The following is a 16,302-nucleotide window of genomic DNA, read 5'->3' as shown; positions in this document are numbered from 1 at the left end:
GCCCGGTCTATAAAGCGACCGGATACCGCCACCAAGTGTTGAATTAGTTGTTCGCGCTGCTTGCCGCGCCTGCCGGCTCAGGCTGCTTGCCTGGCTTCGGCATCGTGCGAATATGCAGCTGTTGCAGCTGAGACAGATCGACTTCGGAAGGTGCGTCGGTAAGCAGATCCGTTGCGCTCGCCGTCTTAGGGAACGCGATCGTCTCACGCAGGTTCGTACGGCCGGTCATCAGCATGACGAGACGGTCGAAACCGAACGCAATGCCGCCGTGCGGTGGCGTACCGTAGTCGAACGCGTCGAGCAGGAAGCCGAACTTCTCATGCGCTTCTTCCATGGAGAAGCCAAGCGCCTTGAACATTTGCTCCTGAACGTCGCGCTTATAGATCCGCATCGAGCCGCCGCCGACTTCATAACCGTTAAGGACAAGGTCGTATGCTTGCGCGCGGATTTGGCCCGGATCGGTATCGAACAGCGCCAGATCCTCTTCGTTCGGACGCGTGAACGGATGATGCTCAGCCACGTAGCGCTTGGCCTCTTCGTCCCAGCCGAGCAGCGGGAAGTCGACAACCCAAGCGAACTTGAATTCCGATTCGTTGATCAAGCCCAGGTCTTTGCCGATCTTCAGGCGCAGGTTACCCAGTACGTCTGCGACAACCTTCTTCTTGTCCGCGGAGAACAACAGCAAGTCGCCTTCTTCTACGCCTAGCTTCTCCGTTAATGCTGCAATTTCTTCCGGCTTGAAGAATTTAACGATTGGACCGCGCCATTCGCCTTCCTTCACCGTCACCCAAGCCAAGCCTTTGCCGCCGTAGCGCGCTGCGAACGGTTGGAGATCATCCAGCTCTTTGCGGCTCCAGGATGCACAGCCTTTAGCGTTCAGCGCTTTAACGACGCCGCCGCCAGCAGCTACGGATGCGAATACTTTTACTTCGCTGTCTTTGACGATGTCCGTAATATCTTCCATCTCAAGGCCGAAACGAAGGTCCGGTTTGTCGGAACCGTACTTATTCATAGCATCGGCATACGTGATGCGTTGGAACGGTCTTGCGATCTCGACGTTGTTCGTCTCGCGGAACAAACGCACGACGAGTTGTTCCATCAGATCCAGCAATTGGTCCTGCGACAGGAAGCTCGTCTCGATGTCGACCTGCGTAAATTCAGGCTGACGGTCTGCACGCAAGTCCTCGTCGCGGAAACAACGGGCAATTTGATAGTAGCGCTCGAGGCCGGAGACCATCAGAAGCTGCTTGAAGATTTGCGGCGATTGCGGGAGCGCGAAGAACTCGCCTGGATGAACGCGGCTTGGCACCAAATAGTCACGTGCGCCTTCCGGCGTGCTCTTGGTCAGAATTGGCGTTTCTACGTCGATGAAGCCTTCGCCGTCAAGGAAATCGCGGAATACTTTCGCTGCTTTGGAGCGAAGCATCAACGTTTTTTGCATCTCTGGGCGGCGCAGGTCAAGGTAGCGGTATTTCAAGCGGATCGATTCATCCACTTCCACTTCGTCCTCGATTGGGAATGGAGGCGTTTTGGCCGCATTCATAATTTCGATTTCGGTCACGCGAACTTCGATCTCGCCTGTCGCCAGGTTGTCATTGACCGTAGCTGCGTCACGCTCGACGACTTTACCTTTTACCGCAAGGACATACTCGTTACGGGCACGGTCAGCGATTGCAAGCGCGTCACCGGAGAAGTCCGGGTTGAATACGATCTGAATGATACCAGTGCGGTCGCGCAGGTCGATGAACAATACCCCGCCTAGGTCGCGTCTACGCTGCACCCATCCATTCAACGTTACCGTTTGGCCAACGTCCGCTTTGGTAAGCGTTCCGCAAGCATGTGTCTTAAGCATCATGATCCTTCGACTCCTCTATGATTAATGAATTGGAACTCCATTATTTATTTCAAAATCGCTTCGGCCAGCTGGTCCAGCTTCACGAATTGCTGCTCACCAGTCGCCATGTCCTTCAGGGCAATCTCGCCCTTCGCCAATTCATCGTCGCCGAGAATCGCCGTGAACCGCGCCTGCAGACGGTCTGCAGACTTCATCTGCGCCTTCATCTTGCGGCCCTGGTAATCCCGCTCCGCGCTGACGCCAGCAAGGCGCAGCGAATGCAGCAGCCTCGTTACTTCGCGCTCAGCCGCCTCGCCGAGTGCAACCATATACACGTCGATTGCCGAAGTGATCGGCAGATCAACCTGCTGGTTCTCGAGCAGCAATACCGTACGCTCAAGTCCTAGGCCCAAGCCTACGCCAGGTTGGTCAGGTCCGCCAATCTCGGACACAAGGCCGTTATAACGACCGCCGCCGCCGATGGTATCGATCGCGCCGATCCCCTCGCATTTGTACTCGAACGCGGTATGCGTGTAATAATCCAGGCCGCGAACGAGGCGCGAATTAATCCGGTAAGGAATTTGCATCGCGGTCAGATGTTGCTGTACCGCTTCGAAGTGCGCTTGGCATTCCTCATCCAAGCTATCGAGAATCGAAGGCGCCCCTTCAAAATGCGCTTGATCCACTTTGCAGTCAAGCACGCGCAGCGGGTTGCGATCGATTCGAGACTGGCAATCCTTACAGAGCAGCTCCCGCTTCGGTGTCAGGAATTCCAGCAGCCGCTGGCGGAATGCGCTGCGAACGGCCGGCGTCCCGACAGAGTTGATCTCGACGGTTACGCCTCTGAGTCCCACCTCGGAATAGAACGTATAGCCAAGCGCAATAACTTCCGCATCCAATGCTGGATCGACAGCGCCTAAGGCCTCGATGCCGAATTGATGGAATTGGCGGTAACGGCCAGCCTGCTGGCGCTCGTACCGGAACATCGGACCGATGTAATACAACTTCGTCAGATCCGGTTCACCATACAACTTGTTCTCCACGTAAGCGCGAACCGCGCCTGCCGTACCTTCCGGACGCAGCGTGATGCTCCGGTCACCGCGATCGGTAAAGGTGTACATCTCTTTCTCGACAATATCGGTCGTCTCGCCTACGCCTCGTTGGAACAGCTCCGTCGATTCGAAGATCGGCGTCCGGATCTCGCGAAAATTAAATCGGCGGCAAATATCTCTTGCCTTGCTCTCGACGAACTGCCATCGTTCAACCGGGCCAGGCAAAAAGTCTTGTGTACCCGGCGGTTTCTGAAAGCCCATCGTAACCCCTCCTTCTATAATCGCTTGCACTAACTTACGAGCGGCATCAAAAAAGCTCCCGCCCCGTCTGCGTCAACAGACAAAGGGACGAGAGCTCGCAATTGCGCCGCTACCGTGGTACCACCCACATTCCGAACCGTATATGCGTAAGAGCATCGGTTCGCTTCATTCGGTTAACGCCCGACTACGCATATCGGCTATTGAGAATGTGCAGGTATCGCACATAACCGTTCACCGATTGTCCTCCGGGAAGTCTGTTCGTTCAGGTCACTAAGGATTCTTGCAGCCAAAGGAATCCCTCTCTGAGTAGGTACGATTGAACGACGCGGTCCCATCAATGGATCGACAGAATATAACAGTTATTGTATCGGGGCAGATGTTTCCTGTCAAGTGAGAATCGTGCCATCTCCACAGGATTAGTCATTGTTACAATTATATCCGATCCCCATCCTTTTCAATCCTCGATTCGTCAATGGATGACAAACGAAAAATGGACAGAAAAAAACCTACAAACAGGTTGTAGGTCCAAAGTAATTGTATATTCAAAAAAGGGGGTCGAGGTTTATTATAGGCCCATCATGTTAAAGCAACATTGAAAACAAATTACAGTTGGATTACAAGAAATGAAGCGTTTACTCGAACAATGGTTTGGAATGGGGATTCCATTCCAGCATTGTGAGCTATATTGCAATGGTTTGTTCGAACAAAAAAAGACAGCCGATCGCTCAGCTGCCTTCCTCATTAGCGGGAACTGGGCTCCCGCCTCGCCGACATCATTCCGCCGACAGCCCATTCTGCGGCTGCCTCGATATCTTCCTCCAGATCAGCGAAAATCATCGCTTCTCGTCGATCCGGCTGCAGCAGCCGCCGAGATGAACGCTCTAAGCCTTGCTCCTTGCGGGATTGATGCATGAATAGCGCCCCCTTCACCGTAGTCCGATCGTACGGTTTCTAGTGTTGCCTATATGCCTCAATCTAACCACAATTCGCATGAATTAAGCTTTGCTGTCAATGATTAGCGTAACAGGACCGTCATTCACCAAGGCTACATCCATCATCGCTCCGAATTTCCCCGTCGCCACCGTCAGCCCAAGCTTGCGCAGTGCGTCATTAAAACTTTCATAGAGTGGCTCTGCTTGTTCTGGGCGTGCCGCTGCCATGAAATTAGGGCGCTTCCCCTTCCGGCAATCGCCGTAGAGCGTGAATTGCGAGACGGACAAAATCTCGCCGCCGACATCGACAACCGAATGGTTCATCTTGCCGTCCTCATCTTCGAATATACGCAGTCCAGCGACTTTATCCGCAGTCTTCGCGATGTCGGCCTCCGTATCTTCGTGCGTAATGCCGACCAACAATACGAGACCAGACTGGATGGAGCCGACCACTTCATGATCTACCGTCACCGAAGCCGCTTTGCTCCGTTGTACGACAACTTTCATACTTGGATTAAACCTCGCTTTACTATTGCATGATCCGCTGCACGGAATAAACGTCTTTCACGCGCTTGATTTTCTCGACCACAGACTGAAGATGCTCAATATTGCGTATGAGGATGGTCATATGGATCATCGCCAGCTTGTTCTTATCCGAACGGCCGGATACAGCCGATATGTTCGTCTTACTCTCCGACACAACCTGCAGCACTTCATTCAACAAGCCATTGCGGTTGTAGCCCGTAATCTCGATATCGACGCTGTAATTCGCTTCGACGGATTGCTCCCATTCCACTTCAATAACGCGGGCTGCCTCTTCGCCGTCGGTCTCCATCGCAATATTCTGGCAATCGACGCGATGGACGGACACGCCGCGCCCTCTCGTAATATAGCCGACGATGTCATCGCCTGGCACAGGATTACAACAGCGGGCGAAACGAACGAGCAGATTGTCCACGCCTTTGACCGAAACGCCGAGCGTCGGACGAGTCTTGCGCAAGGAAGGAGCGGTCTTCACTTCCTTCTTCTCGTTCGTAAGCTCGATTTGGTTAGCTTCCTCGGCTTCTTTGCGGAGCTTCTCCGTAAGCTTCGTTACGATCTGCGCGGCGGTAATGCCGCCGAATCCAACGGCTGAGAGCATATCGTCAATATCGTTAAACGTGAATTTATTAGCAGCTTCAAGAAGCTTATCATCCGCCAAGAATGCGGACGGCTCCAACCCAAGACGCTTGAGCTCGCGCTCCAGCAGATCTCGGCCTTTAGCCACGTTCTCTTCACGCTTCTCTTTTTTGAACCACTGCTTGATCTTGCTGCGAGCATGGGACGACTGGGCGATCTTGATCCAATCGCGGCTCGGACCGTAGGAATGCTTCGACGTCAGAATTTCGACGATATCCCCGGTCTTCAGCTTATGGTCTAGCGGTACGATCCGGCCGTTTACTTTGGAGCCAATCGTACGGTTGCCGACCTCGGTATGAATCCGGTAGGCAAAATCGAGCGGAACCGATCCTGCAGGCAACTCGAATACTTCGCCTTTTGGCGTAAATACGAATACAAGGTCCGAGAAGAAGTCCATCTTCAGGGACTGGACGAACTCGGATGCGTCGCTCGCTTCATGCTGAGACTCGATGATTTCACGGAACAGCGTCATCTTATCTTCGAAGCTGCCGCCTGGTACGACGGCACCTTCCTTGTAGGCCCAGTGCGCGGCGATACCGAACTCGCTTGTCTTGTGCATGTCCCATGTCCGAATTTGAACCTCGGTCGGTTCTCCGGTCGGACCGATCACGGTCGTATGCAGAGATTGGTACATATTCGCCTTCGGCATGGCGATATAGTCTTTGAACCGTCCAGGCATCGGCTTCCACAGCGTATGAATAATACCGAGTGTCGCGTAACAATCCTTGATGTTATCGACGATGATCCGAATGGCTAACAGATCGTATATTTCGTTGAACTGCTTATTCCTGTCCACCATCTTCTTGAAAATGCTGTAGATGTGCTTGGGACGTCCGGAAATATCGCCTTCAATTCCCATTTCGTCGAGCTTCTCCGTAATCCGGTCAATGACATCGGTGATATACTGCTCGCGTTCCACCCGCTTCTTCTTCATCAGATTCGCAATCCGATAATATTGCTGCGGGTTCAAGTAGCGCAGCGCAATATCCTCCATCTCCCACTTGATGGCGGAGATACCGAGCCGATGCGCGATCGGGCAGAAAATCTCGAGCGTCTCGTAAGCGATTCTACGCTGCGCTTCCTCGGATTGATATTTAAGCGTTCGCATATTATGAAGCCGGTCGGCTAATTTAATTAGAATAACCCGAATATCCTGCGCCATCGCGAGGAACATTTTGCGATAATTCTCATTCTGCTGCTCTTCCTTAGAGCGGAACTGGATCTTCTCCAGCTTCGTCAAGCCGTCTACGATCATGGCAACCGTCTCGCCGAAGCGCGTACGGACTTCAGCCAGAGGGACTGTCGTATCTTCGACAACATCATGCAACAGTGCAGCAATAATCGACAGCACATCCATCTGCATGTTGACGAGCACTTCAGCCACGGCAACGGGATGTAGAATGTAAGGCTCTCCCGATTTGCGAACCTGACCATGATGCGCTTCCTCAGCGAATGAGTATGCTTCCTTAATGCGTACCAGGTCCTGCTCCTTCAGATAGGTTGACGCCTTTTCAAGTAATTGCTCTATGCCCATGAAACGTCCCTTTCGGATTCCTGCCTGGCCGCTTCTTCCTATCGTGCAAAAACCGGAGGCAGTGCGTATTTCCCCTATTATGCCCCCATAGACCATATCGCGTCAACTGTTACTCCATCACATAAAGCGACGAAATATGCACTTTTTCATCATAAGATGAAACGCCCCGATTGTTGGCATCCAAAATAAAAAAAGAAAACCCGCCTGCGCCCGGATTACTCCGTAGCTCATGCGGGCTTGCGTCTCTAATTAATACGTCATAAGGGAGAAAATATCGATGCCGTCCAGCTTCTGGCGACCGTCAAGGTAACCAAGCTCGATCAGGAATGCCGCACCGACCACTTCGCCGCCGAGTTGGCGAATCAGGTTAATCGTCGTTGCAATAGTGCCGCCTGTCGCGAGCAGATCATCGGCAATCAGCACACGCTGACCTGGCTTGATCGCGTCCTTGTGCATAGCCAGCTTATCAGCGCCATATTCGAGGTCGTAGCTAGCTTCAATCACTTCGCCCGGCAGCTTGCCGCTCTTGCGAATCGGCACGAAGCCGACGCCAAGCGATACCGCAAGCGGTGCGCCGACGATAAATCCGCGCGCTTCCGGTCCTGCTACCAGATCGATTTCTTTGTTGGCTACGGCTTGTTTAATCGCTTCGATCGCGGATTTGTACACTTCGCCATTGTTTGTTAACGTCGTAATATCCTTGAAGCGAATACCTGGTTGCGGGTAGTCCGGGATAACGCGAATATAATCTTTGAAATTCATGAAACTGCCACTCCTTCTTCTTGTTCAATCATGTGATGTTGGGTTCTTGATGCTTGCGTCTGTTCTGTCAGCCATGCGCCAAGCTCCTTGGCTGAAGCATAGAGAATCTTCTCCTCCTCGGCCGCATGCATTCGCTTGCGGTAAGCAGGCGATTCTGTCAGTTCCCTCTTGGCCGGCGATACGGGTAGTGTGAGCATATCGGAACGGATCTCAACCAGTTCCAGCTCAATAAAGACGTTCACCATAAATTCGACCGTCTCGACTGGCCAGTCTAGCATTACGGCCAGCCTCTGGGAGCGTTCGCTATCCTGAAGCGGTCCAACACGCCGCAAGGTTTGATACAGTTGTGCAAAATGTTCTCGTCCTGGCATACCGGTTCCGCCGCTCGCGGCTCTTCCTTGGCGTCCTGTCGATTTGGGCTGACTATATAAAGCATACACAGATTCGAGCCGGACGCAACTACGAATTATTCCGGCCAGTTCCCTAAGCGACGGTTTGCCAAGCAAAAGTAACGTTCGCTTGCCCTCGATGTTAGCTTGCTGCCAATCTTCATAGCTCGCAATAACCAGTTGGGAAGCAGCATCACCAGCTGCTTCAATACCCGCCTCGCGCCAAGCCGAACTCGCAGCAACTATAAGCGCCTGGGCTGGATCGATTTTGTTGCTCTCGATTAGCTGCCTGAATGCCTGCATCGGCGACTGCTCCGCCCGCAAATCGACCAAGCGTAGTTGAGCGACGCTCAGATCATGGATCATGAACTGCGCCTTCCGTTGTCCATTCCACTCATTCATCGCCAATTCGCCGACAAGCTGTGCTTGCGCCCCTTCGGTCAACCGCTCAGCAAGATGGCCGAGCCCAAAGCCGACCGCATCGAGAAGCCGCTTGCCGCCGCCGAGCGTAAGTTTCAGATGCTTGCTTTCTTTGCCCATCGTCCGCTTGTCCGCAATATCAGTCTGCTGAAGCAGCAGCTTGGGGGGCGAATTGCCAATACCGAAAGGCTCGAGCAGCGCTAATTGCTCCAGCACCTCTATCGTAGCTTCTTCGATCGTACATGCCAAATCAATCGTCGTTTTCGGAATCCAATCGTCAGGTTGCAACCATTGATCGGCAAGCTCGCACAGTCGAGTCTCGAAAGCTTCCAGCTGATCGCGATGCAGACTCATGCCGGCAGCGGCTTGATGGCCGCCATAGTGATCGAGCAGCGCATCGCATTCCGTTAATGCGGCATGCAAGTCATAGCCGTCAATCGATCGTGCCGAACCTTTGCACATACCGGTCTGAGCATCGATACCCAGGATAAGCGTCGGCTTATAGTGCCATTCGATAAATTTCGAAGCGACGATACCGACAACACCGGCGTTCCAGCCTTCACCTGCCAACACAATGACCGACGGCTCCGGTTTGCCCGCTTCTTGGGCCGCCAGGCATTTGTCCGCCCATTGCGCTTTAGCCTCTTCCACGATCGCTTCCACAACCTGCTGGCGTTCCTTGTTGAGCGCATCCAACGCGTGAGCCGACGCTAGGGCTGAATCGTCGTTATCGGCGACGAGCAGCTCCACCGATTGATTCGCATGGGCAAGCCTTCCGGCAGCATTAATCCGGGGGGCCATGCCGAAGGCAATATTGGTGGACGTAACACGGGTCAGATCAATCCCGGCCACATCGGCAAGTGCGCGGAACCCGGGTTTCTCGGTGCGTTTCAATTGCTCAAGCCCATAGCGGACCAATATGCGATTCTCGTCGGTAAGCGGCATTAGATCCGCGATCGTACCAAGCGCATAGATATCCGTCCACTCGATAGGCGGACGTTCCAGCATGGCTGTCGCCAGCTTGAAAGCAACGCCTACCCCTGCGAGACCTTTGAACGGATACGGGCAGTCTTCTTGCTTCGGATTAACGAGAGCCAGCGCTTGAGGAAGTATCGCGGGCGGTTCATGGTGGTCGGTCACGACTACATCGATGCCTAGCGAATTGGCATAGGCGATTTGCTCGACTGCGCTAATTCCCGTATCTACCGTTACAATAAGCGTTACGCCAAGCTCGTGCGCCATATCGATCGCTCGATCATTAAGACCGTAGCCCTCAATGGTTCGATGGGGAATATAATGATCGAACTTAAGGCCAAGCTCGCGGAATAAATAGGTCATAAGCGTCGTCGAAGAAACGCCGTCAGCGTCATAATCGCCGTAAATCCGGACGCGCTCATCGTGCTCGACGGCCTTGCGAATCCGCGCGACGGCCTTGTCCATATCTTTGAGAAGATAGGGATCGTGCAATCGGTCTTCTCCCGCATTCAAGAAAAGATGTGCTTCCTCAGCGGAACGTATCCCCCGTTGAACGAGCAGCCGGGCTACGAGCGCAGGCAATTTAAGCTGCTTGCTTAGCTGGGCAGCCAGCTCTTCATTCTCGTGACCTAGCCGGGTCACGTTCCATCTTGTCTTCGCATGAATCAAAAGCTCACGCTTCCTTCCTTCGGGAATCAAGGTGAAACGGTTTTCGCCGTCTTTAATGGCGCAGCGCGTTTCATTCCATAGAAATAGAGGATGATTTATAACCGTGAAACTTATAAATTCCCATATTTCAAAAAACAAACCGCCGCTGCTATTGCAGCAGCGTCGGCAATTGTTGTTCCTGATTCGGATCGTGATTCGTTTTGTACGGATAGCCGGGATCGTAAGGCTGTACGTGAACCGTTACGTCCGTGACATGGCTGAACCGTTTCATCAAGAAATATTTGACTCGCTTGGCAATCTCATTGCCTTCCATCACAGTAATGCGCGGGTTCACTGTGATGACAACATCTGTTATGACATAGTGGCCGTGTTCTCTGGCCCGCAGCTCCTCAACCGTAACAACCCCTTCAATCCGCTGAACAGCAGCTTTGAATTCGTTGATATCGGCAGGCTGCTCTTCGCAATAGCTGCGCTTGAGCACCGAAGCCGTCGCAACCCGGTAACCGTTTGTAAGTACAACAACGACAATAACGATCGATGAGGCCGGATCAAAATAATAAAGGATCGGAAGATTAAGCGGTTCGCCGAGTGCGGCAGTTCCAGTACCGACAAGTGCAGCCAGTGTAGCGTACAAGTCCGTTCGGCGTTCCTTCACAGGGAAGAAAATCTCCTTGATCAGGAAAGCGATCAGCACGGTCGTAACAGCTGACCATCCTGGACCTTCGTCGATGCCATCAGCTATGGACTTGATCGCTGATATGCCAACCTCAAGCCCCATAATCATCAGCATCATTGAGATCATAACGCCAGTAACGGACTCGACGCGCCCTTTCGTCATCGGAACCGGCGCATCGTTTGCCCCGAATTGACGGCGGCGACGTAAAGCAGTTAGCGATACGAACGCCGCTGACGCATCAGAGGCACTGCGGCAGGCGTCGGCAAGAAGCGCTTTACTGCCCATCATGCCAACGCCCATCTTAATTGCAGCAATACCAACATTACCGAGCAGACTCATCCAAGCAGCCGTCTCCGCTCGTGCATAACGTTCATTAGTTGTCATGAATGAATATCTCCCCCTGAACCCCCTAGTTCGGCAAGGGGTATTACTGATTGTCATTAACAACTGGTTGTCACTTTCGTTTATGGAGCTGTTGTCACTTTCGCCGGCGTCTTCGGCTTTTGTCTCTTCTTCATGACCAGCCACAGCGGGCTAGCAATAAAGATAGACGAATACGCGCCGCAGAAGAGACCGAACAAAATGGCCAGTGAGAACATTTTAATCGATTCGCTGCCGAAAATAAACAAGCATGCTGCGGCAACAATTACCGTCATGACGGTGTTGATCGAACGGGTCAGCGTCTGCCATACACTATCGTTCACGACGCGTTTCAGATCTTCGTACGATTTTATTTTCGCAAAACGCATATTTTCACGAATCCTATCGAAGATAACAACCGTATCATTGATAGAGTACCCGATTATAGTGAGTACCGCGACTATAAACGGCAGATTGACCTGCAGGCGGAAGATCGAGAACAAACTGATGACGATAAAGGCGTCATGCAGCAAAGCGACTACGGCAGCAACCGCAAATCGCCATTCGAACCGGATGCTCACGTAGATAATGATCCCGAGACTTGCGAGTAGCACCGCTTTCAGCGCGTTGAGCTGCAACTCACGCGCCATCTCGACGTCTACCGTGTTCACCTCGAAGGAGGCTTCCTTGTCGAACTTGGCTGCAAAGTCGGTTTTGAGCTGTTGCTCTTTCGTATCGCCGAGTACTTCGTCGAAACGAATCGTGATTCGGCTTTCGCCCATGGTCAAATGCGAAGTTCCATACTCGCCGTCGGCAAGGAATTGCTCAATCGCTTCCTTCTGATCGGACAAGTTCTGCTTGACCGCAACGTCAACGTTCGATCCAGCACGGAAATCAACGCCGTAATTCAAGCCCATCGCTGCCAGAACAATGATCCCGAGAATCGTAATGGCGATCGAGAATATGAAGAAGTGACGGCTTTTATCTACGAAGCTAAACGTCCGTTTGTTCTCACCAAAGTAATTATAGCGCACGGATCTCGTCCTCCCTCACACCAAGAAGTGTTGTTTTCTTAACAAGATTGCTACGAATGAGCAGGCTGAGGAGGAAACGCGAGAAGAATACGTTCGTAAGAATACTAACGACTTCCGTAAGCAGCAATACAACCGCGAAACCTTTAACTGCGCCTGTACCGATGAAGAACATCACGAGCGCTGCAATAATCGTCGTCACGTGCGCATCGATGATCGTTAAGAACGAGCGTTTCGACCCCGCACGATGAGCAGACAAGATGCTCTTACCGCTGCGAATTTCTTCTTTAATCCGCTCGGCCATAATGATGTTGGCGTCAACCGCCATCCCGATTCCGAGGATGAACGCCGCAATACCTGGCAAGGTCAAGGTCGCATTGATCAGCCAGAATCCGAGCAGCAACAGCCAAATGAACGCAATGATCGTGAAGCTTGCAATCAAGCCTGGCAGTCGGTAGAACACGATCATGAAGATCAAGATCAGAACCGTGCCAAGTCCACCAGCGAAGAGCGTTTGCTGCAACGATAGCTTACCGAGCGTCGCGCCTACGCTTTGCGTATATTTCTCCGTCAATTTCAGCGGCAGTGCGCCAAGATTGATTTTATCCGCAAGGTCCTTAGCTTCTTCGCGCGTGAAGTCGCCCGTAATGACCGCGTCGCTGCTGTTAATTTGCTGCGATACGTTCGGCGCGGATACTTGCGTCTCGTCCATATAGATCGCAAGCTGGTTCTGACCGTTCGTCAGAGCGGCGATCGATTTCGTTACCTCGCCGAATTTGCTGGCATCCTTCAGCTTAATCGTAATTTCATAGCCGCCAAGAGTCGTCTGTTGGTAGCTTGCGCCGCCTTCGACGAAGTCCGTGCCTGTAAGCTCGGTTTTGCAATAACCGGTTCCTTCGGTGCATCCGACAGCACTGCGGAACGTCAATTGCGATGGCGTCTTCAGAATTTCCCGTACATTCGCTTCATCCGTAACACCGGCAATCTTGACCCGTATACGGTTCGCTCCTTCTGGCGTAATCTCCGGCTCCGCGACTCCCGTTTCGTTCGCGCGATGCTCGAGGCTCTTCGCCGTCTGGCGCAATGCATCCTGGGTAACTTGTCCACCTTCGGTCAGTGGCTCCGCTTCGTACAAAATTTCGAATCCGCCCTTCAGATCGAGTCCTAATTTGACTTGATCGACGAGCCATGGGCTTGTAGCGGCAACGACGCCAAGTGTTACGACGACGGTGACGATTAGTGCTAACAGACGCTTCATAATGCCCTTTGCTCCCCCTTGTATGTAGTGAAAGTAGGAAAGGCTTGGCCTTCCGCCTTTCATCTGACGATTTGGGGCCATTTCGCCATGTCGAATGATGGCAAATTGGCCGTTGCTTGTCTTTTGTTATTATAGCCCTGCAGGAAAATCGAGTCAAAAAAAAGAGCCCATCTGTTAAAAATGGGTTCCCCGATATGCGCTTATTGTCAGAAAATTCATAAACTTTGTCACCTTCAGCGACAAAATATCATTCACCACTTCATGCCTGGCGGGTTCTCCCGTTTTGCGGTAACGATCGCTTACGCACTGCCAGATATCTTGCCCCGTTACATGTTCGTACCCCACCAGCCGAAACTCGTATGCCTTACTCTCGCATAACTCCTCGATCGATTCTATCCATTCTTCTTGCGTCATTGCTGCTGCCCCCTCACGCCACTTCCTCATGCCTTTCTCATTCGCTAACATGCCATCATATTCCTTTATTTCTTCTCAAAACTAGCGTGTCAAATTTGTGTGACATGGAACAGGACATCCCCTGCATAGTTTAGAGTACCCGGACATGTTCTAAATAAGAGAGGGAATCGACGTGACGAAGCAAACCTTTATTAAAGGAGCACTTATCCTGCTCGCAGCCGGCATTCTGAACCGGATACTCGGCTTTGTCCCCCGCATTGCACTGCCACGGATCATGGGGGCCGAAGGGGTGGGGATTTATCAGCTGGTATATCCCTTTCTGATTGTACTTCTCACCATTATTACCGGAGGCATCCCGCTTGCAGTGGCCAAGTGGATTGCGGAAGCCGAATCCAAAGGCGACAGCCGCCGGGTCAAACAGATTTTCCGAGCGGCGATGGGGCTTACGGTCATGCTGTCATTGCTGCTCACTGTGCTGTTCGTTGCGCTTATTCCTTGGATCTCGACCTCCTTGATGACGGACGAGCGCGTTTACCGGACGCTGCAGGTCACTGTACCGCTTCTGCTCATTATCGGCATCGGCTCAGTCTATCGCGGATACTTCCAAGGGATGCAGAACATGATTCCGACAGCTGCCTCGCAGACCGTAGAGACGATGATCCGCATTGTTGGCTCGCTGCTCTTTGCCAAATGGCTGTTGCCCTACGGACTGGAATGGGCCGCTGCAGGAGCGATGCTCGGCGTCGTCGCGGGCGAGATTGCAGCCTTGCTCGTCTTGCTGTCTCACTATGTGCAGCGCCGCAAGAACTCATCTGACACGCCTATATCACAGCAGGAAGAACAAGAGGAAGCCGGCACGGAAACCAACCAAGTCCCGCGCAATCAGGTCCTGTTCAAACGGCAGCCAATTCTACGCAGGCTCATTGGGCTGTCTGTACCCGTAACCGCAAGTAAGCTGATTGGCTCATTCTCTTATCTATTCGAATCCATTCTGACAACCCGGGCTCTGGTCGCCGCCGGTCTGACGATAAGTGCGGCAACCACTCAATATGGAGCGCTGCAGGGGATGATCATACCGATCCTGCTGCTGCCTACTGCCTTAACGTATTCCCTTGCCGTATCGCTAGTCCCCTCACTCTCAGAAGCAGCTGCCAGAGGCGACCGGAAAATGATCCACAAACGGCTGCATCAATCCATGCGGCTCTCGCTCGTAACCGGAGCGCCTTTCATCGTGGTGATGTCGCTGTTCGCTGCACCGATCTGCTTGATCGTTTATGACCAAGCCGACATCGGACATATGCTGCAATGGATGGCGCCGATCGGTATCTTCATTTATTTGCAGGCCCCGCTGCAGGCAGCGCTGCAAGCATTGGACAAACCAGGCACGGCACTGATGAATACGCTAATCGGCGCGATTGTGAAGCTGATTCTAATCGTCCAGCTCGCGTCCGATCCCGCGCTTGGCATCAAAGGTGCGCTCATTGCCATTAATGTCAACACGGCGCTGGTCACCATTTTGCACGGCATCAGTGTCATGCGCTTCGTCGGGTTTCGCATTCAGCTGCTCGACTTCGTGAAGGTCGGCGCTGCCATGACCATCATGGGCGGTAGTGCCCTGTGGGTAATGAATCAAAACGCCCTGCCTAGCTTATGGCACAATCTGTTGCTCGCATGCGCTGCAGGTATCATTATTTACCTTTTGTTGATGATCAAAATGGGCATCATCGACCGTCATGACGTCTCAAGGCTGCCCGTCATCGGCCGCTATTTCCGAACGAAGCATTAATGCCTAGGTCGGCGATTCGTGTCGATGAACAGCTTGCCTTTATGATCGATCGTACAGAGAAACACCTGCTTTACATCTGTGATCCCTTTTTGCTTCAATTGACTATTCAGCCAGAAACGGTCCTTCCCGATCATGTGAATATTGCCTTCTTCGATTTTGCCATCCATAATGAGCGGCACCGGCAGTGACTCGAACCGATAATTCTTCGGGAACACTTTGCTCGGCTTGTCTGGTTTCGGCGGAGGTGCATAACCTCCGCCTGCATGTCCATCCACTTTGTTTTTATCTTTTGGAAAGATGGACAGCTTGCCGGTTGTCTCCAGTACAGCAAATTCAACATCCGCCACACTAGGCATTTTGTTCTCCCTCAACTGCAGCAGCAGGTCATCGAGATTATAGCGCTGCTTCCTCATGGCGTCACGATTCAGCTTACCTCGATCAATGAGTATGGTTGGCTTGCCATCGAACCAAAGTCGCAGCTTGCGGCTCTTTAACGTGATGAGCGCCAGCAATACCTGTACCCCTGCCAGCACCAACATCGGCGTGACACCGTCCATGAACGGGCGCCTGACATCTTCAATAACAATAACGGCAATCTCTGCAACCATGATGGAGATGACCATATCGAAGACGGACAGCTTGCCTATCTCCCGCTTGCCCATCAGACGCACGACGATAAACACGATAAAGTACATCCCAAAAGTTCGGATAACGTGATCCATATCCAACCGTCAGCCGCCTCCTTCGTCTTACCGTGCCACGGCAGCAGA

General features: G+C 52.6%; 13 protein-coding genes. 1 reads left to right on the top strand and 12 read right to left on the bottom strand.

Annotated elements, in window-relative coordinates; genetic code table 11:
* Nucleotides 1-43 precede the first annotated feature (43 nt).
* The 11 genes from aspS to FHS18_RS09750 form a co-directional block, all read right to left on the bottom strand.
* Complete coding sequence (aspS, locus tag FHS18_RS09800) at nucleotides 44-1,855, bottom strand: aspartate--tRNA ligase (RefSeq protein ID WP_183599482.1); 1,812 nt, start codon at nucleotides 1,853-1,855, stop codon at nucleotides 44-46.
* 44 nt (nucleotides 1,856-1,899) lie between these two features.
* Nucleotides 1,900-3,147, bottom strand: a complete 1,248-nt coding sequence (hisS, locus tag FHS18_RS09795) for a histidine--tRNA ligase (RefSeq protein WP_183599480.1) — start codon at nucleotides 3,145-3,147, stop codon at nucleotides 1,900-1,902.
* Between the two features lie 741 nt (nucleotides 3,148-3,888).
* Nucleotides 3,889-4,059 carry a hypothetical protein gene (locus tag FHS18_RS09790; RefSeq protein ID WP_183599478.1) on the bottom strand — a complete coding sequence of 57 codons (171 nt, stop codon included), beginning with the start codon at nucleotides 4,057-4,059 and terminating at the stop codon, nucleotides 3,889-3,891.
* An 83-nt stretch (nucleotides 4,060-4,142) separates the two neighbouring features.
* Nucleotides 4,143-4,586: a D-aminoacyl-tRNA deacylase gene (gene dtd / locus FHS18_RS09785; RefSeq protein ID WP_183599476.1), complete on the bottom strand. Its 444-nt coding sequence runs from the start codon at nucleotides 4,584-4,586 to the stop codon at nucleotides 4,143-4,145.
* Nucleotides 4,587-4,608: 22 nt separating this feature from the next.
* Nucleotides 4,609-6,792 (bottom strand): RelA/SpoT family protein, encoded by a 2,184-nt coding sequence (locus FHS18_RS09780; RefSeq protein WP_183599474.1) that lies wholly within the window; start codon nucleotides 6,790-6,792, stop codon nucleotides 4,609-4,611.
* 249 nt (nucleotides 6,793-7,041) lie between these two features.
* A complete protein-coding gene (locus FHS18_RS09775) occupies nucleotides 7,042-7,554 on the bottom strand; it encodes an adenine phosphoribosyltransferase (RefSeq protein ID WP_183599472.1) in 513 nt (170 codons plus the stop codon).
* On the bottom strand, nucleotides 7,551-10,007 hold the full coding sequence (gene recJ / locus FHS18_RS09770) for a single-stranded-DNA-specific exonuclease RecJ (RefSeq protein WP_183599470.1): 2,457 nt from the start codon (nucleotides 10,005-10,007) through the stop codon (nucleotides 7,551-7,553). The genes FHS18_RS09775 and recJ overlap by 4 nt, the downstream gene beginning before the upstream one ends.
* 148 nt (nucleotides 10,008-10,155) lie before the next feature.
* Complete coding sequence (locus FHS18_RS09765) at nucleotides 10,156-11,067, bottom strand: cation diffusion facilitator family transporter (protein ID WP_183599468.1); 912 nt, start codon at nucleotides 11,065-11,067, stop codon at nucleotides 10,156-10,158.
* An 80-nt stretch (nucleotides 11,068-11,147) separates the two neighbouring features.
* On the bottom strand, nucleotides 11,148-12,077 hold the full coding sequence (secF, locus tag FHS18_RS09760) for a protein translocase subunit SecF (RefSeq protein ID WP_183599466.1): 930 nt from the start codon (nucleotides 12,075-12,077) through the stop codon (nucleotides 11,148-11,150).
* Nucleotides 12,067-13,332 carry a protein translocase subunit SecD gene (gene secD / locus FHS18_RS09755; protein WP_183599464.1) on the bottom strand — a complete coding sequence of 422 codons (1,266 nt, stop codon included), beginning with the start codon at nucleotides 13,330-13,332 and terminating at the stop codon, nucleotides 12,067-12,069. The genes secF and secD overlap by 11 nt, the downstream gene beginning before the upstream one ends.
* A 174-nt stretch (nucleotides 13,333-13,506) precedes the next feature.
* On the bottom strand, nucleotides 13,507-13,746 hold the full coding sequence (locus FHS18_RS09750; protein WP_183599462.1) for a post-transcriptional regulator: 240 nt from the start codon (nucleotides 13,744-13,746) through the stop codon (nucleotides 13,507-13,509).
* Nucleotides 13,747-13,918: 172 nt separating this feature from the next.
* Between FHS18_RS09750 and spoVB the strand changes: the two genes are divergently transcribed.
* Nucleotides 13,919-15,532, top strand: coding sequence for a stage V sporulation protein B (spoVB, locus tag FHS18_RS09745; protein WP_183599460.1), 1,614 nt, complete (start codon nucleotides 13,919-13,921; stop codon nucleotides 15,530-15,532).
* Here the strand turns inward: spoVB and FHS18_RS09740 are convergent.
* The gene (locus FHS18_RS09740) at nucleotides 15,529-16,254 is read right to left on the bottom strand and encodes a DUF421 domain-containing protein (protein ID WP_183599692.1); all 726 of its coding nucleotides are present in this window, start codon (nucleotides 16,252-16,254) and stop codon (nucleotides 15,529-15,531) included. The two genes, spoVB and FHS18_RS09740, sit on opposite strands and share 4 nt — an antisense overlap.
* Nucleotides 16,255-16,302 lie beyond the last annotated feature (48 nt).

It is taken from the genome of Paenibacillus phyllosphaerae (assembly GCF_014192105.1).
GTDB lineage: Bacteria > Bacillota > Bacilli > Paenibacillales > Paenibacillaceae > Paenibacillus_Z > Paenibacillus_Z phyllosphaerae.
This window is presented reverse-complemented; position numbering and strand designations above follow the sequence as displayed.